The 26,244-nt window shown below is 72.1% G+C and carries 23 protein-coding genes and 4 pseudogenes; 8 read left to right on the top strand and 19 right to left on the bottom strand.

Features of this window, described 5'->3' with window-relative positions:
* Positions 1-368: 368 nt before the first annotated feature.
* Positions 369-2,963, top strand: a complete 2,595-nt coding sequence (locus tag ACWDD7_RS18305) for a collagenase (RefSeq protein WP_450458051.1) — start codon at positions 369-371, stop codon at positions 2,961-2,963.
* Between the two features lie 534 nt (positions 2,964-3,497).
* On the opposite strand, the pseudogene ACWDD7_RS18300 reads toward ACWDD7_RS18305, so the two are convergent.
* The 7 genes and pseudogenes from ACWDD7_RS18300 to ACWDD7_RS18270 form a co-directional block, all read right to left on the bottom strand.
* Positions 3,498-4,406: pseudogene (locus ACWDD7_RS18300) on the bottom strand (ornithine cyclodeaminase family protein); the annotation flags it as partial.
* 5 nt (positions 4,407-4,411) lie between these two features.
* A complete protein-coding gene (locus ACWDD7_RS18295) occupies positions 4,412-5,455 on the bottom strand; it encodes a proline racemase family protein (RefSeq protein WP_450458050.1) in 1,044 nt (347 codons plus the stop codon).
* Between the two features lie 220 nt (positions 5,456-5,675).
* Positions 5,676-6,677, bottom strand: coding sequence for a proline racemase family protein (locus tag ACWDD7_RS18290; RefSeq protein WP_450458049.1), 1,002 nt, complete (start codon positions 6,675-6,677; stop codon positions 5,676-5,678).
* A gap of 2 nt (positions 6,678-6,679) precedes the next feature.
* Positions 6,680-7,576 carry a dihydrodipicolinate synthase family protein gene (locus ACWDD7_RS18285; RefSeq protein WP_450458048.1) on the bottom strand — a complete coding sequence of 299 codons (897 nt, stop codon included), beginning with the start codon at positions 7,574-7,576 and terminating at the stop codon, positions 6,680-6,682.
* Positions 7,577-7,631: 55 nt separating this feature from the next.
* Entirely contained in the window at positions 7,632-9,050 is a 1,419-nt protein-coding gene (locus ACWDD7_RS18280) for an FAD/NAD(P)-dependent oxidoreductase (protein WP_450458047.1), read from the bottom strand.
* On the bottom strand, positions 9,043-9,297 hold the full coding sequence (locus ACWDD7_RS18275) for a (2Fe-2S)-binding protein (protein WP_450458046.1): 255 nt from the start codon (positions 9,295-9,297) through the stop codon (positions 9,043-9,045). The genes ACWDD7_RS18280 and ACWDD7_RS18275 overlap by 8 nt, the downstream gene beginning before the upstream one ends.
* The gene (locus tag ACWDD7_RS18270; RefSeq protein ID WP_450458045.1) at positions 9,294-10,460 is read right to left on the bottom strand and encodes an NAD(P)/FAD-dependent oxidoreductase; all 1,167 of its coding nucleotides are present in this window, start codon (positions 10,458-10,460) and stop codon (positions 9,294-9,296) included. The genes ACWDD7_RS18275 and ACWDD7_RS18270 overlap by 4 nt, the downstream gene beginning before the upstream one ends.
* A gap of 18 nt (positions 10,461-10,478) precedes the next feature.
* Here ACWDD7_RS18270 and ACWDD7_RS18265 point away from each other — a divergent pair.
* Positions 10,479-10,715, top strand: a pseudogene (locus tag ACWDD7_RS18265) (aldehyde dehydrogenase (NADP(+))); the annotation flags it as partial.
* A 112-nt stretch (positions 10,716-10,827) separates the two neighbouring features.
* The gene (locus ACWDD7_RS18260) at positions 10,828-11,406 is read left to right on the top strand and encodes a hypothetical protein (RefSeq protein ID WP_450458044.1); all 579 of its coding nucleotides are present in this window, start codon (positions 10,828-10,830) and stop codon (positions 11,404-11,406) included.
* Positions 11,407-11,996: 590 nt separating this feature from the next.
* Here ACWDD7_RS18260 and ACWDD7_RS18255 read toward each other — a convergent pair.
* From ACWDD7_RS18255 to ACWDD7_RS18245, 3 genes are all read right to left on the bottom strand, one after another.
* Positions 11,997-12,893, bottom strand: coding sequence for an ATP-grasp domain-containing protein (locus tag ACWDD7_RS18255; RefSeq protein WP_450458043.1), 897 nt, complete (start codon positions 12,891-12,893; stop codon positions 11,997-11,999).
* A complete protein-coding gene (locus ACWDD7_RS18250) occupies positions 12,890-13,777 on the bottom strand; it encodes an ATP-grasp domain-containing protein (protein WP_450458042.1) in 888 nt (295 codons plus the stop codon). Before ACWDD7_RS18250 ends, ACWDD7_RS18255 begins: the two co-directional genes overlap by 4 nt.
* 758 nt (positions 13,778-14,535) lie before the next feature.
* Positions 14,536-14,946: a RidA family protein gene (locus ACWDD7_RS18245; RefSeq protein ID WP_450458041.1), complete on the bottom strand. Its 411-nt coding sequence runs from the start codon at positions 14,944-14,946 to the stop codon at positions 14,536-14,538.
* A 77-nt stretch (positions 14,947-15,023) separates the two neighbouring features.
* On the opposite strand from ACWDD7_RS18245, the gene ACWDD7_RS18240 reads away from it, so the two are divergent.
* Entirely contained in the window at positions 15,024-15,395 is a 372-nt protein-coding gene (locus tag ACWDD7_RS18240; protein WP_450458040.1) for a winged helix-turn-helix transcriptional regulator, read from the top strand.
* A gap of 322 nt (positions 15,396-15,717) precedes the next feature.
* On the opposite strand, the gene ACWDD7_RS18235 is transcribed toward ACWDD7_RS18240, so the two are convergent.
* The 3 genes and pseudogenes from ACWDD7_RS18235 to ACWDD7_RS18225 form a co-directional block, all read right to left on the bottom strand.
* Positions 15,718-16,257: a GNAT family N-acetyltransferase gene (locus tag ACWDD7_RS18235; protein ID WP_450458039.1), complete on the bottom strand. Its 540-nt coding sequence runs from the start codon at positions 16,255-16,257 to the stop codon at positions 15,718-15,720.
* 223 nt (positions 16,258-16,480) lie between these two features.
* Positions 16,481-16,579: pseudogene (locus tag ACWDD7_RS18230) on the bottom strand.
* A gap of 355 nt (positions 16,580-16,934) precedes the next feature.
* Complete coding sequence (locus tag ACWDD7_RS18225) at positions 16,935-17,504, bottom strand: TetR-like C-terminal domain-containing protein (protein WP_450458038.1); 570 nt, start codon at positions 17,502-17,504, stop codon at positions 16,935-16,937.
* Positions 17,505-17,543: 39 nt separating this feature from the next.
* Here ACWDD7_RS18225 and ACWDD7_RS18220 point away from each other — a divergent pair, with 39 nt between their 5' ends.
* A complete protein-coding gene (locus tag ACWDD7_RS18220; RefSeq protein WP_450458037.1) occupies positions 17,544-17,930 on the top strand; it encodes a nuclear transport factor 2 family protein in 387 nt (128 codons plus the stop codon).
* Between the two features lie 55 nt (positions 17,931-17,985).
* Here the strand turns inward: ACWDD7_RS18220 and ACWDD7_RS18215 are convergent.
* The 6 genes and pseudogenes from ACWDD7_RS18215 to ACWDD7_RS18190 form a co-directional block, all read right to left on the bottom strand.
* A pseudogene (locus tag ACWDD7_RS18215) lies at positions 17,986-18,210 on the bottom strand (FAD-dependent monooxygenase); the annotation flags it as partial.
* A 65-nt stretch (positions 18,211-18,275) separates the two neighbouring features.
* The gene (locus ACWDD7_RS18210; RefSeq protein WP_351879650.1) at positions 18,276-18,563 is read right to left on the bottom strand and encodes a hypothetical protein; all 288 of its coding nucleotides are present in this window, start codon (positions 18,561-18,563) and stop codon (positions 18,276-18,278) included.
* Positions 18,564-18,868: 305 nt separating this feature from the next.
* A complete protein-coding gene (locus ACWDD7_RS18205) occupies positions 18,869-19,396 on the bottom strand; it encodes an RICIN domain-containing protein (protein WP_450458036.1) in 528 nt (175 codons plus the stop codon).
* A 52-nt stretch (positions 19,397-19,448) separates the two neighbouring features.
* A complete protein-coding gene (locus tag ACWDD7_RS18200; RefSeq protein ID WP_450458035.1) occupies positions 19,449-19,862 on the bottom strand; it encodes a hypothetical protein in 414 nt (137 codons plus the stop codon).
* Positions 19,863-19,943: 81 nt separating this feature from the next.
* Positions 19,944-20,372 (bottom strand): hypothetical protein, encoded by a 429-nt coding sequence (locus ACWDD7_RS18195; RefSeq protein WP_450458034.1) that lies wholly within the window; start codon positions 20,370-20,372, stop codon positions 19,944-19,946.
* A gap of 80 nt (positions 20,373-20,452) precedes the next feature.
* A complete protein-coding gene (locus ACWDD7_RS18190) occupies positions 20,453-20,854 on the bottom strand; it encodes a peptidase M23 (protein WP_450458033.1) in 402 nt (133 codons plus the stop codon).
* 382 nt (positions 20,855-21,236) lie between these two features.
* Here ACWDD7_RS18190 and ACWDD7_RS18185 point away from each other — a divergent pair, with 382 nt between their 5' ends.
* The 3 genes from ACWDD7_RS18185 (at position 21,237) to ACWDD7_RS18175 (ending at position 26,119) form a co-directional block, all read left to right on the top strand.
* Positions 21,237-24,536, top strand: a complete 3,300-nt coding sequence (locus ACWDD7_RS18185) for an AfsR/SARP family transcriptional regulator (protein ID WP_450458032.1) — start codon at positions 21,237-21,239, stop codon at positions 24,534-24,536.
* 132 nt (positions 24,537-24,668) lie between these two features.
* Complete coding sequence (locus tag ACWDD7_RS18180) at positions 24,669-25,376, top strand: M15 family metallopeptidase (RefSeq protein WP_450458031.1); 708 nt, start codon at positions 24,669-24,671, stop codon at positions 25,374-25,376.
* 260 nt (positions 25,377-25,636) lie between these two features.
* Positions 25,637-26,119 (top strand): RNA polymerase sigma factor, encoded by a 483-nt coding sequence (locus ACWDD7_RS18175; RefSeq protein ID WP_450458158.1) that lies wholly within the window; start codon positions 25,637-25,639, stop codon positions 26,117-26,119.
* The last annotated feature ends 125 nt before the right edge of the window (positions 26,120-26,244 follow it).

The raw sequence follows: 26,244 nt of genomic DNA, 5'->3' as shown, positions 1-26,244 counted from the left end.
GCGGGCTGAGCGCCGTCGACATCGGGGACGGTCGGCAGTCTCGCCGCGGCCCGGCCGGAGACGCGTGTCCGCTGCCGTCCGGGGTACGGACTCCCTGGCTTCTTCCCCTGCCCCCCACCAGGCCCTCTTTCTTGACTCAGCGTCAAAGTGCGTCTGCCGTACGCCAATTGGCAACTCCCAATTTCATCGGACGCCTTCCATGAAACATGTCACCTGTGCAATGGTACATGTCACAGGTCGTGGGCATGCCAATACAGGCACCGGCCGTGTCCCCGTCGCATCGACGGCTCGGCCTCCCTTCCCTCCACGCCCTCTCCCTTTCCCTGTCGGCCACGCCCCGCGTGGCCCGATCCCTCATGGGAGGCGTAGTGAGAAAGTCACTGGTCCGGCGAAGTCTGGGCGCGGCACTGCCGCTGGCCCTGACCTTCGCCATGGGCATCGGCCTGCTGGCGCAGCCGGCCGGCGCGACCGAGAACCCGAAGTCCGCCACACACATCGCGGCGGGAGGCGGGAAGCACGCGGGGCCCCCGCCTGTCGCGCAGTACGCCACCGCCGAGACCGAACATGTCGGAAAGGGGCGCCTGAAGGCGTCCCAGCTCCCGCCGCTGGCGGCGAGCAAGGACGCGCTCAGGGAGCCTTACGGCAAGGCGGCGAAACCGCCGCTGCGGCCCTCCAAGTCGGCAGAGACGACGGGCAAGGGCACGGCCGGGAAGAAGAGCGCCACCGCGGCCGCCGCGTGCAACGTCTCCGACTTCACCAGCCGCACCGGCAACGCGCTGGTGCGGCAGATCGAGGCGTCCACGACCGACTGCGTCAACACCCTGTTCAACCTGACCGGAAGCGACGCCTACAACGCCTTCCGCGAAGCCCAGATGACCACCGTCGCCTACGCTCTGCGCGACGGCTCGGCGTCCTACCCCGGCGACTCCAGCACCGGCATGCCGCAGCTCGTTCTCTACCTGCGCGCCGGCTACTACGTCCACTACTACAACGCCACGACGGTCGGCACCTACGGCAGCACCCTGCAGACCGCCATCCGCTCGGGCCTGGACGCCTTCTTCGCCAGCCCGCACTCCCGCGACGTCACCGACGCCAACGGCGAGACCCTCGCCGAAGCAGTCACCCTCATCGACAGCGCCGAGGAGAACGCCCGCTACATATATGTCCTCAAGCAGCTGCTGGCGGACTACGACGCCTCGTGGAACGCGTCGTGGTGGATGCTCAACGCGGTCAACAACGTCTACACCGTGACCTTCCGCGGGCACCAGGTGCCCGCGTTCGTGACGGCCGTCCAGTCGGACCCCAGCCTGATCGACTCCCTGTACGACTTCGCCTCCGGCCACCTGTCACTGCTCGGAACCGACCAGTCCTATCTCACGTCCAACGCGGGACGGGAACTCGGCAGGTTCCTCCAGCACTCCGCTCTGCAGTCCAAGGTCCGTCCACTGGCCGCCGGCCTGCTGAACTCAAGTTCGATCAAGGGCACCACCGCTCCCCTGTGGGTCGGCGTGGCCGAGATGACCGACTACTACGACCAGGCCGACTGCTCCTACTACGGCACCTGCAACCTGCAGTCGCAGCTGGCGAGTTCGGTGCTGACGGTGACCTACCCGTGCAGCTCCGGCATCACCATCAAAGCGCAGCAGATGACGTCGGGCGAACTGTCGTCCACCTGCTCCAGCCTGCGCAACCAGGACGCGTACTTCCACAGCGTCGTCAAGGACAACGGTCCCGTCGCCAACGACGACAACAGCACGATCGAAGTCGTGGTCTTCGACTCCAGCACCGACTACCAGACCTACGCCGGCGCCATGTACGGGATCGACACCAACAACGGCGGCATGTACCTTGAGGGCGACCCGGCGGCGGCCGGCAACCAGCCGCGCTTCATCGCCTACGAGGCCGAGTGGCTGCGCCCGGACTTCCAGATCTGGAACCTCAACCACGAGTACACGCACTACCTCGACGGCCGGTTCGACATGTACGGCGACTTCAACGCCGGCATCACCACACCGACCGTCTGGTGGATCGAGGGCTTCGCGGAGTACGTCTCCTACTCCTACCGCGGTGTCACCTACAACGAGGCCATGACCGAGGCCGGTTACGGTACCTACAGCCTCAGTACGCTGTTCGACACCACATACAGCAACGACACCACGCGGATCTACCGCTGGGGCTACCTGGCCTCCCGGTACATGCTCGAAAACCACCCCTCGGACATGGCCACCGTGCTCGGCTACTACCGCACCGGTGACTGGAACGCCGCCCGCAGCTACCTGACCGGCACCATCGGTACCCGCTACGACAGCGACTTCCGCACCTGGCTGGCCGGCTGCGCGGCGGGCAGCTGCGGCGGCGGTGGCGGTGGGACCAACAAGGCTCCGAACGCGGCGTTCGGCTTCTCCGTGAGCAACCTGACCGCCACCTTCACCGACCAGTCCACCGACTCCGACGGCACCATCGCGAAGCGGTCCTGGAACTTCGGTGACGGCACCACCTCCACCGCCACCAACCCGAGCAAGACCTTCGGCACGGCCGGCACCTACAGCGTCACGCTCACCGTCACCGACGACAAGAACGCGACCAGCAGCGTCACCAAGAGCGTCACCGTGGGTTCCGGCGGGGGCGGCATGACCGAGTGCACCGACCCGGACACCCGGGTCCTGGGCCAGAACTGCCGGCGCAGCAACCGGTCCGCCGCCACCGGCGACAACGACTACCTCTACGTCTACCTGCCGGCCGGCGTGTCCCAGCTGAGGATCACCACGTCCGGCGGCACCGGTGACGCCGACCTCTACTACAGCGGCAGCGGCTGGGCCACCAGCACCAGCTACACGAACCGTTCGACCGGTGCGGGCAACAGCCACACCCTGACCATCACCAACCCTCCGGCCGGCTACAACTACATCACCCTCTACGGGGCGCAGAGCTTCTCCGGCGTCACCGTCTCCACCCAGTACTGAGCCGCCCCCGCGGTACCGCTCCTCTCACGGCCGGCGCGGCTCCCCCGCCCGGCCGTGAGTCCCGGGCGGCGACGGCACAGGGGACCGCCGCCGCCCGGACTCCGGCCATCGCGAACGAACGACTCCGCCTCACCGAAGGAGGTGACCAGGTGAAGGCCTCACCGCCACGACCACGGCTTCTCCGGCCGGTCCTCGCTTCTCCCACGGTCGCCTGTGCCCTCGCGTCGCCCGCCGCGGACAGCGGCGACCGCACCACGCCGCGGCTTCCGTCTCGCGGACGTCCCCATCGCACCGCGCAGGTCTCCGGCCTCCCGCTTCGGCGAAGCATGGATCGACCAGCAGTACGGCGGGGCTCACCGGCGCCGTCACGCGCCTGCGGCGTCGACGTCCGTGAGGATTCGCGAGCCGATCAGCCGGGCGCTGTCGGACCGCGGGGTCACGCCGCTCTCCGGCTGAACGTCGCGTCCGGGGAGAACGGCGGGGCGCGGCCCCCGGGGAGTGGACACTGCCGGCAGTCACAGTCGTCCGCCCCCCCTGCCGGTACACCGCGACGGCCACCACCAGGTCCTCCCATGCCATGCCGCTCGTCTTGACGACCATCGGCCGGTCCGGGCGGACGACCGCTCCCGGGCGGAGCAGGTCGGCCATGGCCACCAGGGAGCCCGGGTCGAGCCTGCCCTCCCGCACCGCGAGGACGACGTCACCGGCCTCGCGGAGCGCGACGTCGCGGCTCTCCACGACGACCGTCGCGCGTCCCATGAGCACACCGTCGAGTTCCCGCGCCGACGGCTCGTGGGAACCGACGGCCAGCACGACCGCCGAGTCGCGCACGAGGTTCCCGTCGACGACCGGTTCACGGGCCGAGGTCGCCGCGACGACGACGTCCGCGCCGCGGACGCGACCGGCGATCGCCGCGTCGTCCGCCGCCAGGTGACGGTCGGCCCATGCCGGGGCCGCACCGCCGGAGCGTGTGACGGCCGTGACATCGGCGACCGGGACGTGGGCCCGGAGGGTGCGTACGTGCCCCTCGCCCTGCGGGCCCGTGCCGAAGACCACCAGGCGCAGCCCGCCGGCACCGGAGGCCGCGAGCGCGCGCAGCCGGTCCAGGCATGCGGCGACCGCGACCGCGGGCGTGCGCAGGGTTGTCAGCGCGACCCCGTCGAGGATCGCGACGGGGGTCAACGTCCCGCTGTCGTGCAGGATGTACGTCGCGTTGATCCGCCGCAGTCCGCGCGCCGCGTTGCCGGGAGCGACGGTCGCCACCTTCACCCCGAACCAGCCTCCGGCCTCCGACGGCATGAGCAGGCCCTGTCCGCCGGCCAGCGGGATGACGGAGCGTGGCACGTCGCCGTCCGGATCGAGGCCCCCGGCCAGGGCGTCACGAATCGCGGCGACAGCGGCGACGGGACCGAGTGAGAAGACGTCCTCGGCGTCGAGAACCACCCCGCTCACCGCAGCACGAACCCGGGAAGGAGAACGTCGCGGGGATCGACGGTGAACCGGCATGTCCCCACCTCGTGGGCCGTGCCCGTCACCGCCGTGATCACCGCCGGCTCGCCGTGCGCCGTGGTCCGCTCCGTGATCCGCGCGCGGAAGAGGGAGCCCACGACGGACTCGTGCCGCAGTTCGTCACCGGGGCTCAGTTCCCCGGCGTCGGCCAGCAGCGCGACCCTGGCGGACGTGCCCGAACCGCACGGGGACCGGTCGACCTCGCCGTCGGCGAACACCGTGATGTTGCGCTGGTGCAGTCGCCGGGTGCCGTCGGCCCGCAGCCGTGGCAAGCGGACTTCCTCGGTGAAGACCGTCCCGTAGATTCCGGAGAGCCGGGAATCCCGGGGGTGCTCGGCGGCACCGGCCGCGTTGAGGGCGTCGCGGATCTCCCGGCCCACCGCGATGAACTCCGTGACGTCCTCGGGCCGGACCCGCAGGCCGGCCGCCGCTGCCGGCAGCACGGCATACATCGCACCGCCGAAGGCGATGTCGGCGGTGACCCCGCCCCGCGAGGTCGCGACCTCGACGCCGCGGGCGTGGACGTGGCTCGCGACGTTCGTGAACGTCACGTCCTCGACGCGGCCCCCGCTGGTGCGGACGCTCGCCGTGACACGCCCTGAGGGGACGTCGACGACGACGTCGGTCACCCCGTCGGCGGGGGCCGGGACCCGGCCCGAGGCGACCGCCCAGGCCCCGAGGGCGATCGTGCCGTGCCCGCACGCCGTCGAGAACCCGTCCTTGTGCCAGAACAGGACCCCCAGATGGGCGCCTGCGTCGTCCGGTGGGACCAGGAAGCCGCCGTACATGTCCGCGTGGCCGCGGGGCTCGCCGCACAGCAGCGCCCGCACCCACTGCGCTTCGTCGCTCTTGGTCGCAACGACCCGGCGCTCGGCGACGGTGAGCCCGTCGCCGGTCACCGCTGCCGGGCTGTGAGGCACGATCCGGAACGGCTCACCGCCGGTGTGCCAGTCGATCGTCTCGACCGGTTCCGTCCATGTCATCCGTCACACTCCCAGATATGCCTCGACGACCTGCGGGTCGGCGCGCAGGCCGGCGGCCGACCCGGACAGGGTCACACGGCCCGAGTGCCCGCCCGGTTGATCGAGTCGCCGCGGCGTGCCGTCGGCGGTCGGCGTCGCGGACGGGAGGCTTGCCCGCACCCGTGGTGGATGTGTGGCATTCCCGCCGACTCGTATGCCGCGCGGCGGTACACGAGGCAGCTCAGAGGGTGAATCCGGCGGGGTAGGGGTCCGACGGATCGAGCAGGTACTGGGCGGTCCCGGTGATCCAGGCACGGCCGGTCACGGACGGCCGGATGGCCGGCCGGTCCCCGACCGTCGTCTCGTTCAGGACGCGCCCGACGAAGCGGGAGCCGATGAACGACTCGTTGACGAACTCCTGGCCGACCGCCAGCTGCCCGCGCGCGTGCAGCTGCGCCATCCGGGCACTGGTGCCCGTGCCGCAGGGCGACCGGTCGAACCATCCGGGATGGATCGCCATGGCGTGCCGGGAGTGCCGCGCGGTCGACCCGGGGGCCTCCAGACAGACGTGGTGGCACACGTCGATCTCCGGGTTCTCCGGGTGGGCCACCGGGTTCTGCTCGTTGATCGCGGCCATGACGGCCAGTCCGGCGTCGAGCAGCCGCTGCTTCTCCGCCCGGTCGAAGGGGATCCCGAGGTCCTCGGTCCGCACAAAGGCGTAGAAGTTGCCGCCGTAGGCGATGTCGTAGCGCACCGCCCCATAGCCCGGGACATCGACGACCTGGTCGAGGGCATGGCAGTACGACGCGACGTTCTCCAGGGTCACCGCCTCGGCGCGGCCCTCGCGAACCCGTACCCGGGCCGTGACCAGTCCCGCCGGTGTGTCGAGCCGCACCAGGGTCTCCGGCTCGACGACCTCGACCATTCCGGTCTCGACCAGGACCGTCGCGACGCCGATGGTCCCGTGCCCGCACATCGGCAGACAGCCGGAGACCTCGATGAAGAGCACGCCGAAGTCGGCGTCCGGCCGCGTCGGCGGCTGCAGGACGGCCCCGGACATCGACGCGTGCCCGCGCGGCTCGCACATGAGCAGGGTGCGCACGTGGTCGCGTTCCGCGAGGAAGCGCTGCCGCCTCTCGAACATCGTCGCCCCGGGCAGGACGCCCACACCGCCCGTGATCACGCGGGTCGGCATCCCCTCGGTGTGCGAGTCGACGGCGTGGTAACAGACCTTCGAGCGCATGGTCACCTCGCCCCGGCGTCGATGAGCACCTGGGTGGCGGCGCGCACCGCGGCCTCCGTCTCCGGGCGAAGCGGCTGCCGCGGCGGGCGGCAGACGCCACCGCGGCGGCCGATCATCTCCTGGCCGAGCTTGATGGCCTGGACGAACTCCGTCTTGCTGTCCCACCGCAGAACCGGGTGCAGTTGACGGTAGAGCGGCAGCGCCGTCTCAAGGTCGCCGGCGACCGACGCGTTGTACAGCGCGAGGCAGGACTCGGGGAACACCTGCGGATAACCGGCGACCCATCCCTTGGCGCCGGCGAGGCCGACTTCGAGAAGGGTGTCGTCGGTACCGATCATCAGGTCGAGTCCGGGCGCGAGTTCGGAGATCTCGTAGCAGCGTCGTACGTCGCCGGAGAACTCCTTGACACCGACGATGAGCCCCTCGGCATACAGCTTGGCCAGCAGTTCCGGGCGCAGGTCGACCTTGGTGTCGATGGGGTTGTTGTACGCGGTGACGGGCAGGCCGGCCGATGCCACCAGCTCGAAGTGCTCAAGGATCGCACGGTCGTCGGCGCGGTAGGAGTTGGGCGGCAGGCACATGACCGCCTGGCAGCCCGCGTCCTTGGCGAACCGGGCGTGCCGCCGGGCCTCCACACCGCCGTAGGCGCCGACGCCCGGCATCACGGTGAACCCCTCGGGGGCGCTGGCGACGGCCGTCTCGACGACGCGGTCGCGCTCCTCGTCCGTCAGCGTCTGGTATTCGCCCAGCGACCCGTTCGGCGCGACGCCGTGCAGCCCCCGCTCGGCGAGCCAGGCGACGCTCTCTCCATAGGCGCCGAAGTCGACCGTGAGGTCGTCGTCGAACGGCAGGCTGGTCGCGACGATGACGCCGTGCCAGGGCTTGCGGGTCTCGGTCATCAGTACTCCTTGTCGGTTGTCACTGGTTCTCACCGATGTCCGTCCGTCTCGGCGGTCATTCATCGAGCTCGGCGAGCGCACCGAGGGTGACGGGCGTCGCGACGAGGCGCTCCGCTGGCACGTAGGGCCGCTTCTGTGCGGCGAGGCAGTGCACGGCCGGTCCGCACATCCGCCCCTGGCACCAGCCCATGCCGGCTCGGGTCAGCTGCTTGACCTGCCGGTGGTCAGGTGCGCCGCCGTCGGCGCGGGCTGCCCGGACCGCGCCCGCGGTCACCTCCTCGCAGCGGCACACGACGGTTTCGTCGGTCAGCCACGAGGACCAGGCCGCGGGGATCGGGTGGGCAAGGCTCATCGCCCGTGCGAAGGCTCGTTGCCTTGCCACCGTGGCGCGCGCCTTGGCCAGGCGCTTGGTGCCCAGCACGGGCGCGGCGCCCGAGTCGGCGAGGACCGACGCCGCGGCGAGGCGGCCCTCGGCCACCGCGAGGGGTGCCCCGCCCACACCGCACGCCTCGCCCGCGGCGTAGAGACCGGGCACGGTGGTGCGCTGCCCGTCGTCGACGGCGACGACCGCGTTGCCGTCCGCCGAGTCCGTCATTTCACAGCCGAAGGGGACGAGCAGGTCGAGTTGCGGTGCGAAACCCCAGCCGACGCCGACGGCATCGACCTCGACCCGTCGTTCCGTGCCCGGACGCGGGCTGCCGTCGGAGGCCAGCGAGGCGATCCGGACCGAGGTCACGCGCTCGCCTCCTTCGGCGCCGGTGATCGCGGTGCGCGGGCGGACCGGGACGCGGTGGCGAGCGAGCACGGCGGCGTACCCGGCTCCCTCGGCCCACTTGCCCGGGTTGCGCAGCAGCGCACCCGGGTGCCGCAGCCACGCCCGCGGGTCGGCGGCCTCGCACACCGTGACCACCTCGACCCCGCGCGCCGCGAGGCCGGCTGCCACCGGCAGCAGGAAGGGGCCGGTACCGCCGAGCGCCACACGGTTCCCGGCCGCTACCCCGCCGCCCTTGAGCAGTGCCTGGAGGCCGCCGATGGTGAGCACGCCCGGCAGGTCCCATCCGGGGAACGGCAGTTGCCGGTCATAGGCCCCGGTCGCCACGAGGAGCCTCGGCGCGCGCAGGACCACGGCCCTCTCCCGTGGTGCTTCCTGCCGGTCGACCACGTGGACCGCGAACTCGTCGTCGTCGCGGACGGCCGACCACACGTGGTGCGCCAGGCGCAGGTCGAGCCGCCCCGCCACCCGACCCGCCGACAGCGCCTGGCACAGGGCGCGGTACTCGCGCAGTCCGTGGTGCAGATCCCCGGTCGGGATCGCCGCTCGCGCGCGCTCGGGCGGGTGCCGCCAGAACTGGCCGCCGACGGAGGGGCCGGAGTCCACGAGCACGACGCGCAGCCCGCCGGCCACCGCCGTGACCGCCGCGGCCATGCCGGCCGGCCCCGCGCCCACGACAATGAGGTCCACCGGCTCACTCATCGTCGTACTCCCCGGTCGTGACGGTCATCCCTTCGGCCGCCTGCACCAGGCAGGCGCGCTGACCGCCGACCCCGTCGATCCGCACGAGGCAGTCGAAGCAGACGCCGATGCCGCAGAAGACGCCGCGCGGGCGGTGCTGGACGCGGGTGGTGCGCCAGGCGACCCGGCCCGCGGCCACGAGGGCTGCGGCGAGGGTCTGTCCCTCGACGAACGGCAGGGGCTCGCCGTCGATGACGATCTCGCTCACTGTGTTGCACCTCCGGGGGTGAGGAAGCGGTCGGGCAGCAGGCCGGTGTGCGCGGCCGGGTCGGCGCCGCGCCAGGGACGGCCGAGCAGATGGGCCGTCACGAGCGCGCCGGTCGCGGGCGCGAGACCGATACCCGCCCCCTCGTGACCGCACGCGTGGACGATCCCCGGCACCCGCGGGTCGGGGCCGATGACCGGCAGATGGTCCGGACAGTAGGGCCGGAAGCCGCAGTAGGCGCGGATCAGGTGGACTCCGCTCAGGAAGGGGAAGAGCCGGCACGCCTGCGCCGCGAGCCGGGCGACCACCGCGGTGTTCATCGTCGTGTCGAAGCCGACGCGTTCCCGGCTGGCACCGATGAGGATCGTGCCGCCGGGCGTGCCCTCCACGACGCACGAGGTCTCCAGTCCGGCGTCGGACGAGGCGACGTTGGCCACGTAGTCGGCCGAGTAGACCTTGTGCCGGACCATGGGCGGCAGTGGCTCGGTCACGAGGACGAAGCCACGGCGTGGCAGCACCTCGACGGGCGCGCCGAGCCGGCGGCCGACCTCACCGCCCCAGGTCCCGGCGGCGTTGACGACGGCGTCGGCGGACAGGACGTCGCCGGTCGCCGTCCGGACGCCGGTGATCCTGCCGTCCCCGCCGGTCACCGCGCCGACGACCGCACCCGTGCGGAAGCGCGCGCCGTGCCGCACGGCGGCCCGCAGCAGCGCGGCCGCCGCCAGGACCGGCTGCACCTGGGCGTCCTGCGGGTAGCGGACGCCGCCGGGAACCCCGGGTGCCAGGTGGGGTTCGAGGTCCCGCACGTGGTCGACCGGCTCGATGCGGACGCCGGCCGCTTCCTGCCGCGCGGCGAACTCCCGGAGCGCCGCGAGGCCTTCGGTGGTGCTCGCGACGACCAGGCCGCCCTTGGGTTCGAGCTCGAACGACTCCGGCCCGAGCTCCTCGCCCGCCTCGTCCCACAGCTCCCGGCTCAGCCGCGCCAGGTCGAGTTCGGGGCCGGGTGCCTTGTCGGAGAGAAGCACGTTGCCCTCACCGCGACTTGTCGTCCCGGAACCGACGGGTCCGCGGTCGACGACCGTGACGTCCATGCCGGCCGAGGCGGCGTGGAAGGCGCACGCGGCGCCGACGACGCCCGCGCCCACGACGACGACCTTCGGGGTCATCGGCCCCTCCTCTGTGCAATGTCACATGCCATTGCTCAGGCTATACACCTGATCGGACCGAAGACAACGCCGACGGAGCATCTGGCGCGGGCGGCGGAACCGGCCGCCGCGGCCGCGCGTGACCACCGGGCCCTGCCCGCACACCGGCGGGCCGCTTTCCTCGACGCGTGCGCGGAGGAGATCGAGGCACTCGGCGCCGAACTCCTGCGGCTCGCCGCGAGCGAGTCCGGGCTGCCGCTCGACCGCCTGACCGGCGAACGCGCGCGCACCTGCGGGCAGTTGCGCATGTTCGCGGCTCTCGTCCGCAGCGGGCACGCGCTCGGTGTCCGCGTCGATCCCGCGATGCCCGAGCGCCGGCCGCTTCCGCATGACGGGACAGACCCTGCTCACCCCGGGCATCGCGGCGGCCTGCGTCAAGGGATCGGCGCGGTGGGCGGACACCGCAGGCGTCTCTGTGATGGCACAGGGAGTGCCCGGCGAGGGCCCCAACGCGCCGAGCCCCGTGGTCCTGGAGTGCGACGCGGCGGCCCACCTGGCCCACGAGGACCTTTCCGGCGAGGTCTTCGGTGCCGCAGGGCTCGTCGTACGGTGGTCCGGGACCGACGGGCTCCTCGCTCTGCTCAAGCGCGTCGAGGGGCAGTCGACGGCCACCCTGCACGGGACCGACGTCGATCTGGCGACGGCGGAGCGGATACTGCCGGTCCTGGAGCAGCGGGCCGGGCGCATCCTGTGGGGCGGCCGGCCGGCCGGGGTCCAGGTCTGTCACGCCATGGTGCACGGCGGCCCCTGGCCCGCCACTTCCTCGCCCGGCACGACCGGTGTCGGGACCCTGGCGGTCGAACACCGGCTCCGGCCCGGGTGCTACCAGTCGTTCCCCGACGCCCTCCTGCCCGCGGAACTGCGGCAGACAACCCCGTGGGGGTCACCCGACTCATGGACGGCGTGAAGGTGGATACGTCCGGATGGTGCGTCCTCGGCATCGATGGGCGCGGAAGGACGTCCGCCGATGACACACCGATCCCACGGGAAGGTGGAAACCGGTCTCGGCGGGCGGGATCGACACGGTACGCCGAATCCGGCGAGCGGTCCGGAGAAGCGGACGGCAGGCGACTGCCGCACCGCGCTCCAGGTCGACCCGACCACCCTGACCCGAACGGGCGGCTCGCGCGTGTGCGGCCGCCGCGCCCGAGCCGGGAGCCGGGCGACGAACCTCTCCGGTTCGACGGGCGCGTCCGGGCGCCACCGCTCGGGCCCTGTCCGCCCGGCGGCGGTCGTTCGCCGCGGATCAGTCCCCATGGCGGAGCCGGTCGTCAGCGTGTCCGTCCCGGCCGTCCAGCTCCGGGTCGCCCGCCCGGTCCCGGTGACTACGACGACGGCAGGGGCGTCGACTTCGAGTCCTTGCCGCGCGCCGGGTCGGGCACCGAGCCGACGCGAGTGATCACCGCGCGCCCGGCGGGAACGGCGGCCGATCGTGAGGGGGAGAGCGCCGCGGCCGGAGCGCTCGCGTGGTGTCACGGCGGGTGCACGCCGGAGCGGTCAGTCCTCGGCGGCCGACCCGGACGACGAGGTCCGCCCTACGAGGCGGTCCCGACCGCTCCCACCCGCATCCCCGGCGCCACGGCATGAAAGCCGGTCCGCACCGGCCCCGTCGGCCCGGGACAGGGCCAGCGCCGCGAGAGCCTCGGGAGCGCCCGACTGTCCCCGGACGCCCGGGAAGGCGTTGATGTCCACGATCAGTGGGGCGCCGTGGCCGCTGTCGATGATGTCCACGCCGTAGACGTCGAGGGAGAACACCTCGCCGACGCGGCGCACCAGGGCCGGCCATCCGCGCGGCAGATCGTCGAGGCGCAGCGCTCGTGTGGGACCGCGTCCCTCGGGGGAAAGCTCCGAACGGCGCAGGCCGGCGAAGAGCCGGTCGCCGATCGCCCAGAGCTTGTAGTCCCAGCCGTCGTTGGGGGCGAGATCCTGGACCACGACCGGCTCGTCCGGATGGGCGGCGGCCAGGTCCCGCAGCTGCGCGGGGCTGTCGACGCGGGCCACCACATCGTGCCGCCGGCTGTGGCGGCTCTTGACCACCGCGGGTCCGGACAGGGCCGGCCCGGACGCCAGCCGGGCAAGAGTGGAGAAGGTGCGCGTGGCCGCGAAGGGGAGGCCGGAACTCAGCGCCAGTGCCGCCATGGAGGTGCGGTCCTGGCACAGTTCGGTCGCGGCGGCCGAGTTGATCACACGGGCACGATGTCGCTCCATGGTCCGGGCGAGTGCGAGAGCACGTGGAGTACGTGCCTTCAGGAGGTAGACGTCGGCGAGCGGTCCGGGAACGGGCAGCGGCGTGCGCGGATCCAGCACATCCACGTGGTGGTCGGGCGCGAGCAGGGCTGTGGTGAGGCTCAGCAGCGGGTGGCTGGGATCAGACGTGATCAGGCCGATTCTCATGCCGTCTTGCCCGCCGTGAGGGGAACCGGAGCGGCGCCGAGCGACGGCTGCGCGGCCGCAGTCGCCCCGGACGTCGCACCGGACGCCAGGGAGAGAACGGCTCTTGCCAGGCGCGCCGGCGCGTCGGGGACCTGGCGGAAGCTGGGGAAGTCGTTCACGTCGACGACCACAGGTCCGTTCGGGCCCAGGACCACGTCCACACCGTACAGATCGAGGCCGTAGACCACGCCGACCTGAGCAGCGATCGCGGCGATCTCGGCCGACAACGGCACCCGGCGCTCCCGTACGGCGTGGTCGGGGTGGAGCGGGGATCGGCGCTCGGTGGCGTACAGCTCGTCGCCGACGCAGTAGACCTTGATGTCGATGCCCGAATTGGGAACGTACGGCTGGGCGATGAGCATGCCCTCCCCCGCCAGTTCGGGGAGCATCTCGGCGAGCCGGCCCGCGGAGGACACCAGGTGCACGGCCCGGCCGGAGCTGCCGTCAGCGGGTTTGACCACGATCGGATACTCCGACTCGGGTATCTCCAGCAGCAGTTCGGGCAGCGCTGCCGCGTAGGTCACAGGCAGGGGCAGCCCGTGGCTGAGGCCGACCGCGGCGGCCAGCGCCTTGTCCCTCACTCCGCGTATCGCCCGTGCGCTGTTGATCGTCGTCAGGCCGGCCGAGGCCGCCGCTTCGAGAAGGGTGAGGCCCGGACCGCCGGAGACCGTCTTGAGCACCCACGCGTCATGACTGCTCGTCTGTACGGCCTCGGTCAGGCGCAACAGGGAACCGCCGGGGCGCAACACGTCCACCTGGTGTCCCCAGGCGGCGAGTTGGCGGATCACCTCGACGGGCATGCCGTCGTGACGGTACTGCTCCTCCACCAGAAAGCAGAACTTCATCGTTTCTCCCCATCATCGCCGTGCGCCCGGCATACCGCTTGTCGTCCGGCGTTCCGTAAGGTCTTCCAGCGTTACAGAATGTCATTACCGCGCGGCCAGGCAGTCCTCTGCTCCCATGGGACCTGGGTCGCGCACGGTGAGACTTGCCAGGACCGGAACGGGCAGCGCGCCGACTCCGGGACTCATCCGCCGTCGCATCGCCCTGTCGAGCAGGCGGGTTCGACGCGGGTGCAGCCGCTGCGCGCCGCGAGGGAGCTGTACCACTTCTGGAACCTGACGCGGCGTCAACACTTGTGGCGGCCACCCCTGGTGGAGCGGTGGTCCGTCGAGTCGACAGAGAACAACCTCAACGGGCAGCCCCTGGAACAGGAAATACCCCGAAACGGAGCAAAGATGACAGCTGGTCAGATGGGACTTGAGGCATGAGCGGCGGGGAGATGCCCGGTGTCGACCTGGCCCGAGCAGCGACCGGAGGTGGCATCACCGAAGGACGGCGGTGGTCGCCGACGAAGCGGCAACAGCCGCGGATCGTCACGACGGGCGTCTCGTCGCGCGGGCGGTGATGCGGCGATGCCCCCGGGGCTCGCCGGGGCGCGTTGCGGCCGTCGGCTGCGACGCCGACGCGGGTCGGCTCACCCTGTGCCCGGAATCGCGGGACCGAGCACCCCGGCCGGCACCACTCGCCGACCGGGGTGCTCCGTCTCGGCTCACACGGTGGCGATCACATGGAGACGAGGCTGGAAGACATTCCCCAGGAGTCAGCCGAGAAGCGCGGTCGCTTCGACTTCCACGAGCACATCCGGCTCGAAGAGGTAGTCGACACCGATCAGGGAGGCCGGCGGCATGGGGAGCCGGAGCCCGATCTCGTCGGCGACGGCCTCCACACCGGCCATGAAGTCGCCGATCTTCTCCGGGCTCCACCGGGTCACGTAGAACGTCAGACGCAGCACGTCTGCGAACGACGCGCCCGCACCCGCCAGTCCCAGGGAGGTGTTGCGCAGTGCCTGGGCGACCTGCCCGGCCAGGTCGCCGGGTGCGACCGGAGTCCCATCGGCCCGGCGTGCGACCTGCCCACTGACGTGGACGTGTGTCGTGCCGGTCCCGACGGCCACGTGGTGATACGGAGCCGGCTGCAGCATGCCTTCCGGCGTGAAGTGCTGGACGGTCATCGGTGTTCTCCCTCTGTTCTAGGTATCCGTAAGCTACTTAGTGGAAGAAGGACACTTCAACGAGACCAGGTTTCTCCATGGACACCGACGACGAGTTCCTCATCGGCCCTCCTCATCGCGAACTGCTCGACCAGGTCCTCGACAAGTGGTCGCTCAGCGTTCTCAGCGAACTGTGCGAACGCCCGTGCCGCTTCAACGAGTTGCGCCGAGCCATCCCGCAGGTCACGCAGAAGTCGCTGACCGCGACACTCCGGCGACTCGAACGGAACGGCGTGATCGAGCGCGAGGTCGTCTCCACCCGCCCAGTGGCGATCACGTATCGGATCACCCCACTGGGCAAGACCCTGCGGCATCCCGTCGACGTGTTGCTGGAGTGGGTCTCAAAGAACATGGCCGCTGTCACACGCGCCCGTGAAGCCTTCGACATGCGGGAGGAAGCGGACTGCTGAGGCTCCCCCGCCCCGGCGGGAAGGTGCCGCGTGGGTGAGGAAGACACCGGTCCCGCCGTTCGCAGCGCGGCCCGTGGTGCCGGGGTGCTGCCGCTGTGGCCCGGCAGAGCGTGCGTCCTCCTCCGGCAGGCGCCTGTCGCCCGCGACGAGTACGGCTCGGGAATCGCCGAAAGATCTCCACGACGTAGCCGCATACGTCCTTCATGACCTCGTCGGCGTCCCCATCGATCCGGTCGGCAACCGGTGGATGCGGTCCGGGCCCGCGGGTCGGACGGCCCGAGGGAGTCTCACTCTCGGGCCGCCCGACCCGGCGACCCCGGGCTCAAGCGGACGGCGTGGCCGGGGGCCGCAGGCCGAGCCACTGCTCGGCGTCCCATGCCCGGAACCGCTCCATCTCGGCGAACCCCAGCTTGGCCGCGAGGCGCATCGAGCCGGCGTTGGCGGTCTGGGTGGTGAGCACCACCGGCTCGCCGGGAAGAACGTCGTCGAACCAGTCGAGTGCCGCCGCGCACGCCTCGGCGGCGTACCCGAATCCCCACGCCCGTGGGAGGAACAGGTAGCCGAGATCTGCCTTCCCCGCGGCAGCCGGGCGACGGTGCTCCGTCGCTCTCCTGAGCAGGATCTGGCCGATCATCGACCCGCCGAGTTCGACGACGAAGCTCCCGGGCCACCGCTCGGGCACCTCGGGCAACTCGCGGTCGAGGTCGTCACGGGGGCGGGGGCCGCCGAGGTAGACGTGCACCTCCGGCGAGGCCAGCAGCTCGATGAACGCCGCACGGTCCCGGGCCTCGGGCGCGCGAAGCACGAGTCTCTCTGTCCTGATCGGGTCGGGCGGCCACGGTAGGGGCCCCAGGTCTGCCATGCGCGCAGGCTAGCAGCCCAAGAGGCGCTGGAAACGGGCTTCTTCGCGACCGCCAACCGTCGGCGCGGCGCGGCGCGCCCGGCGGTGGCAGGGCCGCCCACCAGCGTCGACCAGCCCGTCCTCACCACCGGCACCGATCCGCAAGGGCGCACCTTGCCGGACCACTGGGCCTACGCCCGCCCCTGCCGCTCCGGCACCCGACGACGCGCGGCGGCGTCGGCGTTGGCGGAGAGGGCAGGATTCGAACCTGCGTGGGCCCCTGAGGGGCCCGACCGTGAGGCGAGCTCGCTGGTCCCCGATCAACCACTCCGGGCACCTCTCCCAGCGTCCGGCGTTCGGTCTCCCGTGCCGGTCACAGGAACAACCGTGCCAGGAACCGCTGACCGGACCCTGACATGCCGCTGACCGGACCGGGCCGGGCCCGCCGGGCCTGGCTCCGTCCGGGCGTGCGTGGCCCTGCGCATGCCTGCCCGGAAGGAGGAAGCGGGGGCGAATCCCATACCGGTGACGCAGCGATGACGGCTGCTCACCAGGGGGCTGTCCGGCGGTGCGGGCGCCGAACGGGGCGGTCGTGATCTCCTGGGCGATCCGGGTTGCCCGACTCGCCTCCGCGGGCGACATGAAGGTGATCGGAGCGGCCTTGGCACGGCACCGCGACGCGCTGCGCGAACTGGACGTCACCCCGCTCGACCACCGCGCCGGGAACGTGACGGCCCGCGCGCGAGCGCCGGCTCCTGACAGTGGCCCGTACTGAGGTTCCGGCCCGGGTCCGGCGTCGCAGGGGCGACATACCCGGAGTCGCACAACTCGGCGACGAGGCCGCGTGCGTAGTCCTCGTTCGTTTCCGGGATCGAGAACACCACCCGGAAATAGAGGGGCGCGACCACGTGATCCAGCACCCGCTCCAGTGGGGGTGCCCCCTCGCCCCGCCGGGCCGCGGCCTCCAGGGCGGCGTGGAATCGGGTGCTGACCCGCTCCAGGCACTCGCGCAGCCCGGCCCGTCGTTCATCCACGTCCGGTGCCACTTCGGCACGGAAGAATGCCACGCCTCCCGGCCGGGACAGGTCGGTGAGCGTCCACACCGCGGCCCGTTCGAGGTCCTTGCGCAGATCACCGAGCAGCTCCGGCGTCCCCTCCGCCTGGCGCTGGGCGGCCACGTCCGCCAGGAGGGCGGAGACAGTCCCCCAACGGCGGTAGAGGGGACTGGGGTTGAAGCCGGCGCGGCGCGCCACCGCGGGGATGGTCACCTTCTCCGATCCGACTTCCTGGTCCCGAGGAGACACCCGATGACCCAGTACGAGGTCCAGCACCAGCTCGGCAGGACGTTCCACGCCTGTCTCACCGCCCGTGACTGGGAGGGCATCCGGGCCCTGCTCACCGATGACGCCACCTGGACGCTCCCCGGTGACAACACCGTCTCCGGTACGGCGGAAGGCGCGGAGGCGGTCGTGGAGCGGGCGAAGAAGATCGCCTCCTACGGTCTCCGCTTCGAGCTGCTGCACATCCTGGTCAGTGCCGAGAACATGGCCCTGTCCCTGCACAACACCGCCCGCCGGGGCGAGGTCCGGCTGGACGAACACCTCTCCACCGTCTGCCGCCTTCACGACGGCAAGATCGCGAGCATCGAGACCTACCTGTCCGACGTCCCGGGCATGAACGCGTTCTTCGTCTGAGCCGCGCCGAGCCGAGCGTTCGGCGCCTCTCCCCCGTGGCAGCCGCGAACTCCTGGGCGAGGGCTTCGACGGGGTCCGGGCTCACAAGGCGTTCCAGACCGGCCGTCGTTATCGTCGCCCACCCGCCGGCCCGTGCCCGCATCTGCTCCTCGAAGGCGCGGACGACCTCGTCCAGATCTCCAGGTTCTGCGGCGATGGACTCGGTGGGTTCGGCGCCTTCCAGCATCGCGAGGTTCGCGCCCACCCCCAGTGGCGGCATCAGATGGGCGGCGTCGTCCAGCCGTACTCGCCGAGCGGCAGGTACCGCTCGATGAACTTCCCTTCCGCGTCAGTCAGTTGTGACGATCAGCCGAGACCGCGATGGGCGGCCCACAAGGCCCCGGCACGGCCGGCGGCGTCGGAGACCAGGGCCGCCAGTTCGGGTTCATCGGGCACAGGGAACGAGACGTACGCGCCGCGACCACCGCCGACTGGTCTGCCGTAGGCCTTCACGGCGAGGTGGCCGTCCGGGAGAAGCCGGACGTTGAGTGTGGTCAGCGTGAACGCTTCGCCGCGTCGGGTGTCCGTCCAGCGGAGCGACTGCGGGATCACGACATTGATCGCCAGAGCGCTTACTTCCAGATCGCTGCTCATGGACGGATGATCTCACGCGAGTCGCCGCAGGCGGCCGCCACCGGCTCCTACGGCAGGCAGTCTCATCGTGGAGGGCACCTGATCCCCACACATGACCTCGCGATGGCAGAGCGGCCGAGAACCAGGGTGGCTGAGAATGCACCTGCTGACCTCCCGGTCGTCCTCGGCACCGGACACCGCCTGTTCGTGGAGGGCACGGTCCCCACCATGTCCGGCACGGCATCGGACGAACTCCCCGGAAGGGGCCTGAAGGCGTCTGCCCGGACCGTCCCCGCCCGGGCAGACGCGGAACCATCGGCGCCGCGTCAGCGCCAGGTCTGGTTGCGGTTCTGGGTGCACTTCAGCATGCGCAGGCCGTACTCGCTGTCGTCCAGGCACAGGCCGGTGGCCTGGTTCTCGAAGCTCACCCGGTCACCGCGGGGGTAGACCCACCAGCTCTGCTCCTTGGACGAATCGCAGTCAGTGGTGTACGGGTGGGCGCCTTCGGGGACACCGCCGTACCAGCACCGGCCGGTTGCGATGTTGCGGAACTGGCGCGTGCCGTCCCCCTGCCAGATGTGCACGTTCCAGTTCTGGAAGTCGAGGCCGTTGCAGTCGAATCCGCGGAATCCGTAGGCGAAGCTGTCGTCGAGGCAGCCACCGGTCGCCATGTTGCCGAAGTGCTCGACCGCGTCGGCCGCACCGGTGGCGACCGTGGTGACCCGGGTCCCTTCGGGCTGGCGCGCCGCGGCGCCGGCGGCGCCGGCCAGAGCCGTGCTCAGGGAGGCGACGGCCGCGAGGACGACCGCCGTCCTGCGCCAGGTGCGTCGCCCGGACGGGGAGTGGATGGACATGAAGGCTCTCTCTCTGTGTGTGTGACGACTCGTGGTCAACGTGCTGACCGGCTTACACGTATTCGCAGTAGACGGGGCTGTCGTCCGTCTCCACCGGCACGCCGGGCACGGGGCCGTCGTTGGAGCCGCCACTGACGTACACGGCGCTCACCCAGCCGAGGTGGTGCTGCGGCGTGATGATCTCGACCCAGTAGTGGTTGTAGTAGGGGCCGTCGGACACGTAGCCGCCCCACCGCTGGCAGAACGCCTGCACGGTGGCGTTGGTGACCTGTTCGGTGGTGGCCAGGTCGCACGACGTGCTCGCGCAGTCGCGCACCCGCACCTGGCTCGCCCAGATGTGGACCGGCGACAGCGACGGATCGGCCTGGGCGGGGGCCGCCGCGAGGCCGAGCAGGCCGGTGAGGCCGAGCAGGGCGGCGAGCGCGGCGCGATGGGAGAACAGGCGAGTCATGATCTTCGAGAACACGGGTGGTGCCCCTCTCGTTGTGGACGTCGTGGATTCGGTGGTCAGGGACGCCGCTTTCGCGGTGCCGTCGGTGCCGCGTCGTCAGCGGCAGTCGCTGTCCTCCGGCAGCGCGGGGACCGGCTCGTCGTTGTTGCCGCCGCTGACGTACACGGCGCTCACCCAGCCGACCGTGCCGTGCGGCGTGATGACTTCGACCCAGTAGTGGTTGTAGTAGGGGCCGTCGGACACGTAGCCGCCCCACCGCTGGCAGATCGCCTGCACGGTGACGTCGGTCAGCTGCTCGGTGGTGGCCAGTCCGCACGACGTGCCGTCGCACGTGCGCACCCGCACCTGGTCGGCCCAGACATGGACCGGCCAGGTGCCCTGCTGAGCCTGGGCGGGGGCCGCCGCGAGGCCGAGCAGGGCGGTGAGGCCGAGCAGGGCGGTGAGGCCGAGCAGGGCGGTGAGGCCGAGCAGGGCGGTGAGCAGGGCCCGTGGGGAGAACAGGCGAGTCGTGATCTTCGAGAACACAGGTGGTGCCCCTCTCGTTCTGGAGTCGTGGAGTCGGCGGTCCGTGACGCCGTTCTCGCGGTGCCGTCGGCGACCGCTTGTCAGTGGCAGAAGTCGTCCTCCGGCAGTCCCGGGATCGGCTCGTCGTTGTTGCCGCCGCGCACGTACACCGCGCTGACCCAGCCGATCGGGCCGCCCGCGTCGACCTGCACCCACCAGTCGTTGCGGTAGGGGCCGTCGGCCACCTCGCTCCCGGTGCGCTGGCAGAACGCCGTGACCCACCGTTTGCCGATCTGCGCCCCGGAGATCGGCGGGCATGCGGCGGACACCTCCGGGCAGACCCGGACGTTCACGCCGGTCGCCCACACGTACACACTGGTGTCGTCCGCGGCGGCCCCGGCCGGCGCCGAGCACAGCAGGGGCAAGGACGCTGCGGCGGCGACGGCCCCGGCCGGCAGGGCGCGGCGCAGGGAGCGCGTCGTCGTGGAGCGGCTGGTCGTCATCGTTCTTCCTCCGGGGGTCTTCGGAACCGCTCCGCAACGGGCGGTCGGCGAAGCCTGCGGACGCGGCGTGCGCCCTTGTCGGTGTGGTGACGTGCCGGAGGGCGCACTCGTATGACCGCCGAACCCGGTCATACGGGGAATGCCTCCGTCCCGTCCCACAGATGTCCGCCCCCGGCCGAGGCGGCGGACCCGGCCCATCACCGACCGCATCGGGAGGAACACCGCATCGGCCACTGCCCGCCCGGCGGCTGCCTCCAGCGTCGGCGCGATACCACCGGACCGCTCGGAACCGGACAGCGGCCCGGCTTTCGGCATGTCCTCGCGTGGCGCGCGCCTATCGTTGTCATCCGTTGCAGCGGTGGTGGGTCGGGGGCGGGGAACGATGTTCGAAGTGCGCCTGCTGGGGCCGGTCGAGGTATGGGAGAACGGCACCCGGTGCGTGCGGCTCGGCGGCTCCAAGCCCGTCGCGGTGCTCTCCGCGCTCGTCATCCACCTCGGCGAAGTACTCTCCACCCCGCGGCTCGTGGACCTCGTATGGGAGGAGCGGGCGCCCGCCACCGCGGGCGCGCTGGTGGCCTCCCATGTGGCCGCGGTGCGCCGCGCGCTGTCCCCGGTCGGCGCGGCCCCGGCGATCCGCACCCGGGCCCCCGGTTACGTGGCCGATTTCGCCCCGGAACAGATCGACGCCCGCCGCTTCGAGAACCTGGTGTCCGCCGGACGGCGGGCAGCCGCCGCAGGCCGCGGCGCGGAGGCACTCGATCTGCTCGCCGGTTCCCTGGAGCTGTGGCGGGGGCAGGACGCCCTCGAAGGCGTCGGACAGTCCTTCGCCCGGATCGAGGCGGCCCGCCTGACGGAGCTGCGGCTCGTGGCGCAGGAGGACCTCTACGAACTGCGCCTGCGGCTGGGGCAGGCCAGTGAGGTCGTCGCTCCCCTCCTTGCCCATGTCGCCGCCCATCCGCTGCGCGAGCGACCGCGAGCCCAGTTGATGACCGCCCTGTTCCGTACCGGCCGGGCGCCGGACGCGCTGCGCGTCTTCCGGGAGGGCCGTGACATCCTGCGTACCGACCTGGGCCTGGAACCGGGCTCCGAACTGCGCGCCCTGCATCTGGCGGTCCTGCGGAACGACCCCCTGCTCGCGGGTGTCCGGCGGCCGGAAGCGGTCGGAGCCGAGGACCCGGCCGCCGGTCCGCCCCAGCCGGCACAGGGCGGCGCCACGGTACCCGGCACCCGCGATCCGGCGACCCCGCCCGGACCGCGGACCCGGGTCGGACCCACCACGTCGGACGAGGCCGAACACGCGCCTTCCTCCCCGGTACCCGAGCACGACCCCTCACCCTCCCGGCCCCGGCGAGCGCCCGCCCCGCCGCCCGCCCGCTCACCGTCCCATCTGCCGCCGGACGTGGCCGACTTCGTGGGCCGGGCCCGGCAGGTCACCTGGGCCACCACCCTGCTCGACCGGGCCCGCGATCCCGTCAGGACCGCGCCTCCCGTCGGAGTGATCTCCGGAAGACCCGGCACGGGCAAGACGGCGCTCGCCGTCCATGCGGCGCACCGCGCCGCGCACCTCTTCCCGGACGGCCGGCTCTTCCTCGACCTGCGCGGCTCGGACACCGCCCCGCTCGCGACCGCCGACGCCCTCGCCCGGCTGCTGCGGGCGCTGGGCGTCGATCACGAGACCGCGTCCGGGACCGACGACCTGATCGGGCTGTACCGGACCCAGGTCGCGGGCCGACGCGTCCTGCTGGTACTCGACAACGCCCCGAGCGAGGCCCACGTCCGGCCGCTGTTGCCGCCCGGCCCCGGCTCGGCCGTGCTGATCACCAGTCGAAGGCGGCTGACGGCGCTGGAGGGCGTGGACCGCCTCGACCTGTCGGTGCCGGACGCCGACGAGGCACTGGAGCTGCTGGCCACGGTGGCCGGTCGGCCCCGGGCGGAGCAGGCGCACGGGGACCTGGCCGAAATCGTCGCCCTGTGCGGTCAACTCCCGCTCGCCCTGCGCATCGCGGGTGCCCGGCTGGCCGCGCGCCCGCACTGGAGTCCCGGCCGTCTCGCCGATCGGCTGCGGGACGAACACCGCCGCCTCAACGAGCTGCGGGTGGGCGACCTGGAGGTGCGCGCCAGTCTCGAACTGGGCTACGGGGAGCTCGACCCGCCCGAACGCCGGGCACTGCGCCGGCTGGCGCTGATGGACCTGCCCGACTTCGCCGCCTGGATCGCCGCACCCCTCCTCGACCTTGGCACGGAGGAGGCGGAGGAGGCCGTCGAGCGGCTCGTCGACTGCCATCTCATCGAGGTGCTCGGAACCGACGGAACCGGCGAGAACCGCTACCGCATCCACGGCCTCGTCCGGGAACACGCCCGTGAGCGCTGCCTGACCGAGGAGAGCCTCGCGGAGCGAACGGCGGCCGTGCAGCGGCTGGTGGCCTGCTGGCTCGCGCTCTCCGACCGCGCCGCCGTGCAGGGCCCCGGAGGGGTCTCCTGGCTGCTCGCCCGGCCGCGTGTGGAGTGCCCGCTCGACCGGGCCACGCAGGACCGGCTGGTGTCCCGGCCGTCCGCCTGGTTCGCCGCCGAGCAGAGCTGCCTGGTCGCGGGCGTCCACCACTGCGCGAGCCAGGGCATGACCCGCTCGGCACGCGACCTGGCCGGCGCCCTGATAGCGAGTTCGGCCGCCCTGTACAACCAGTTCGACGTGTGGGCGCAGACCCACACCGTGGCCCTCGACGCGGTGCGCCGCGAGGGTGACGGCGAGGGCGAGGCATGGCTGCTCATCGGCCTGGGCCAACTGCGCTACGAGCAGGACAGGTTCGAGGACGCGTACGCCTACTTCGCCCGGGCCCGGGGCCTGTTCGACGAACAGCGCGGGAGCGGGACGACCGACGCCACGGGCGCGGGCCCGGGGCCCGACGACCGCACCGCCGGGGCCGGGGAGGACGCCGCGCGAGGGAGCGCGACGGCCCTGGCCGGAATGGGTGGCGTCCGCCGGGAACAGGCCCGGTTCGCCGAGGCGTCGGACATGCTCGGCCTGGCCCTGCGGCGGTTCGAGGAGCTGGGCGACGACGCGGGCCGGGCCCGGGCCCTGTACGGGATCGGTTACGTCCATCGCGAGCAGGGACGCGACGACGAGGCACGGAAGGCGCTGTCCCGGTCGATGGAGCTGTTCCGGCGGGCCGGGGACCGGCAGGGCCAGGCCCTCACCCTGCGGGCGCTCGCCCTGTGCCACCGGGCGCGCGGCGCGCTGACGGACGCGGAGGGCCTGCTGGCCGAGGCGTTGCGGGTCTTCACCGACCTCGGTGACAGCTTCGGGCTGATGTACACCGAGCAGGCGCTGGCCAAGGTGGAGCTGCGGCAGGGGCACCTGGAGCGGGCGAGCGGCCGTCTCGACCGCTGTCTGGGGGTGGCCCGGGAACGCCAGGACGACTTCGGTGAGGCCCTGGTGCTGCGTACACGGGGCGAGTGGCACCTGGCGTCGGGCGCCCCGCTCGACGCCGAGGAGCCCCTGCGGCGCGCGCTGGCGCTCTGGGAAGAGCTGGGCCTGCCACTGTGGCGGGCGCGCACGCTGCGCGACCTGGCCGAGGTGCACGCCTTCCGGGGTGATCACCAGGCCGCCGAGGAGGCCCGCCGGCAGGCCTACGAGACCTTCCGCGCACTGGACAGCCGGGAGGCGCGGGAGGATCGCCCCTGAGCGCGGCTGAGACCGAGAGCCTGTGCCCGATCCCGTGCGGCGAACGCGGCCGGCGCCCCGCACGGCGGCTCCCGTGGGGACCTGCAGAGCATCTGCAGAGTTTTTGCAGAGGCGCCCGGCACGCTCGGGTGCGTGACCGACCTCATCACCCTCTCCGATCCGCGGGTCGCCGCCGTCGTCGTGGACGACTGCGGCGAGCCGCTGGTCGATGTGCGAGACACACCGGAGTTGCGGCTCGACGACCGGCAGGCCGACGGCGCCGGCGCCTACGCCCGGCTCAGGTCCGGCGTGCTGCGACGGCTCCTTGAGGCCCAGCGGACGCTCCCCCAGGGGCTGCGCTTCCTGCTGGTGGAGGGATACCGGCCGCCGGGGCTGCAGAGCAGCTACTTCGAGCGGTACGCGACGGCCTTGCACGCCGCACACCCCGACGCGTCCCCGGCCCGTATCAGGGAGTTGGCGAGCGCCTACATCTCGCCGCCCGAGGTCGCCCCGCACGTCACGGGGAGCGCGGTGGACCTGACCCTGTGCACCGAGGACGGCACGGAACTGCCGCTCGGCACCGAGGTCAACGCCACGCCGGAGGAAAGCGACGGCGCGTGCCGCACGGACGCGCCGCGCATCGGTGCGCGGGCCCGTGCCAACCGGGCCGTGATGCAACGGGCGCTGATGTCCGCGGGATTCGTCAACTACCCCACGGAGTGGTGGCACTGGTCGTACGGGGACCGCTACTGGGCCCTGCTGCGCCGGGAGCCGGCCGCCCGCTACGGTCCCGTCGACCTTCTCCGCAAGAGCGGGGAACGGCATACGGGCCCCGGGTCACACCCCGGCGCGCCGACCTGAGCCGCTCGCCGCGCTTGCGCACGACGCCGCCTTCCGCACGGTCGTCATCCGCACCGTCTCTTCTCGCACGACCGGCCGGCGCACCGGACGCCGACCAGAACCAGCACACACCTGGCGCCGCATGACCGGCGGCACGCCAGGCGAAATGGGGGAAACGCCAGATGAACAGCACCGAGCCCTGCAACACCATCACCCTGACCGCCAAAAGCACCGACATCACCAAAGGCACCGGCACCGACACCGCTCATCCGCTCGACGGCATGAGCCCGGACGAGTTCGACGCGGTCTTCACCGAGACCATGCCCCGGCTGCGCCGGCGGCTGCTGACCCTGACCGGCAATCCGTACGACGCCGACGACCTGCTGCAGGAGACCTATCTACGGCTCGCCCGGCGAGCACGGGGACACACCCTGGCCCGTCAGCAGCACCCGTACGCCTACGCCTGCGCCGCCGCGCTCAACCTGCTGCGGGACTCGTGGCTGCGCCCGTCCCGGCGGGAGATGTGCACCGACCGGCTGCCCGAACCCCGTTGGGACGGCGGTGTGGAACGCTGCGAGGCTCGTTCCGTGGCGATCGCGCTGCTGAGCCTGCTGTCGCCGAAGGAGGCCGCCGCGGTCATCCTCGTGGACCTGGAGGGTCTCAGCCACGACGCGGCAGGAGAGCGGCTCGGCGCTCACCGGGGAACCGTACAGCGCAACCGGATGCGGGGACTGGCCAAGATGCGGGCCGCGCTGGGCGACTGAGCGTGCGGTGACGCGGCGCCCACGCTCCCGCCGGGGCGGAGCGCGGGCGCCTCCGGGCGCAGGTCCGCGTCGATCAGCAGCGGCGGGTCGGCGCTGGGCAGCTGGAGCAGTCTGCGCATCTCGGC

Source organism: Streptomyces sp. NPDC001056 (genome assembly GCF_053598955.1).
Note: the sequence above shows the minus strand (reverse complement) of the source record. Positions and strands in the feature narration are given on the sequence as shown.

Coding starts and splice junctions, on each gene's coding strand:
- ACWDD7_RS18295 (WP_450458050.1), bottom strand. CDS start 5,455: ATGACATGGACGGAACCGGTCGAGACGATCGACTGGCACACCGGCGGT.
- ACWDD7_RS18290 (WP_450458049.1), bottom strand. CDS start 6,677: ATGCGCTCGAAGGTCTGTTACCACGCCGTCGACTCGCACACCGAGGGG.
- ACWDD7_RS18285 (WP_450458048.1), bottom strand. CDS start 7,576: ATGACCGAGACCCGCAAGCCCTGGCACGGCGTCATCGTCGCGACCAGC.
- ACWDD7_RS18280 (WP_450458047.1), bottom strand. CDS start 9,050: ATGAGTGAGCCGGTGGACCTCATTGTCGTGGGCGCGGGGCCGGCCGGC.
- ACWDD7_RS18270 (WP_450458045.1), bottom strand. CDS start 10,460: ATGACCCCGAAGGTCGTCGTCGTGGGCGCGGGCGTCGTCGGCGCCGCG.
- ACWDD7_RS18260 (WP_450458044.1), top strand. CDS start 10,828: ATGACGGGACAGACCCTGCTCACCCCGGGCATCGCGGCGGCCTGCGTC.
- ACWDD7_RS18255 (WP_450458043.1), bottom strand. CDS start 12,893: ATGAGAATCGGCCTGATCACGTCTGATCCCAGCCACCCGCTGCTGAGC.
- ACWDD7_RS18250 (WP_450458042.1), bottom strand. CDS start 13,777: ATGAAGTTCTGCTTTCTGGTGGAGGAGCAGTACCGTCACGACGGCATG.
- ACWDD7_RS18245 (WP_450458041.1), bottom strand. CDS start 14,946: ATGACCGTCCAGCACTTCACGCCGGAAGGCATGCTGCAGCCGGCTCCG.
- ACWDD7_RS18240 (WP_450458040.1), top strand. CDS start 15,024: ATGGACACCGACGACGAGTTCCTCATCGGCCCTCCTCATCGCGAACTG.
- ACWDD7_RS18235 (WP_450458039.1), bottom strand. CDS start 16,257: ATGGCAGACCTGGGGCCCCTACCGTGGCCGCCCGACCCGATCAGGACA.
- ACWDD7_RS18220 (WP_450458037.1), top strand. CDS start 17,544: ATGACCCAGTACGAGGTCCAGCACCAGCTCGGCAGGACGTTCCACGCC.
- ACWDD7_RS18210 (WP_351879650.1), bottom strand. CDS start 18,563: ATGAGCAGCGATCTGGAAGTAAGCGCTCTGGCGATCAATGTCGTGATC.
- ACWDD7_RS18205 (WP_450458036.1), bottom strand. CDS start 19,396: ATGTCCATCCACTCCCCGTCCGGGCGACGCACCTGGCGCAGGACGGCG.
- ACWDD7_RS18190 (WP_450458033.1), bottom strand. CDS start 20,854: ATGACGACCAGCCGCTCCACGACGACGCGCTCCCTGCGCCGCGCCCTG.
- ACWDD7_RS18185 (WP_450458032.1), top strand. CDS start 21,237: ATGTTCGAAGTGCGCCTGCTGGGGCCGGTCGAGGTATGGGAGAACGGC.
- ACWDD7_RS18175 (WP_450458158.1), top strand. CDS start 25,637: ATGAGCCCGGACGAGTTCGACGCGGTCTTCACCGAGACCATGCCCCGG.